Genomic DNA, 337 nt, shown 5'->3' on the forward strand with positions numbered 1-337 from the left:
CATCATGATGCCATAACGATATGTCATGCGGTATTAGCGTCCGTTTCCAGACGTTATCCCCCTCTTTGAGGCAGGTTACTCACGCGTTACTCACCCGTCCGCCACTCAGCTAAGATGAAGCAAGCTTCTTCTTAACTCCGTTCGACTTGCATGTGTTAGGCGCGCCGCCAGCGTTCGTCCTGAGCCAGGATCAAACTCTTAATTTAATGGTATCACTTCGCAAGATCCCTCTTACGCTGTAATCGTTTATCCTCGCTCGTCTTATCACTGTCGTACTTACTCGTAGAATTAAATCGGGTCGATTTATTCTTTCTTCGTTTTACCTTACATTGTTTAA

The 337-nt window shown here is 45.7% G+C and carries 1 rRNA gene; it reads right to left on the minus strand.

From position 1 onward, the window contains the following. Nucleotides 1-206: ribosomal RNA gene (locus tag H6A12_RS13155) — 16S ribosomal RNA — on the minus strand; the annotation flags it as partial. Between the last annotated feature and the right edge of the window lie 131 nt (nucleotides 207-337).

Source organism: Merdimmobilis hominis (assembly GCF_016901855.1).
Taxonomy (GTDB): domain Bacteria; phylum Bacillota; class Clostridia; order Oscillospirales; family Ruminococcaceae; genus Paludihabitans.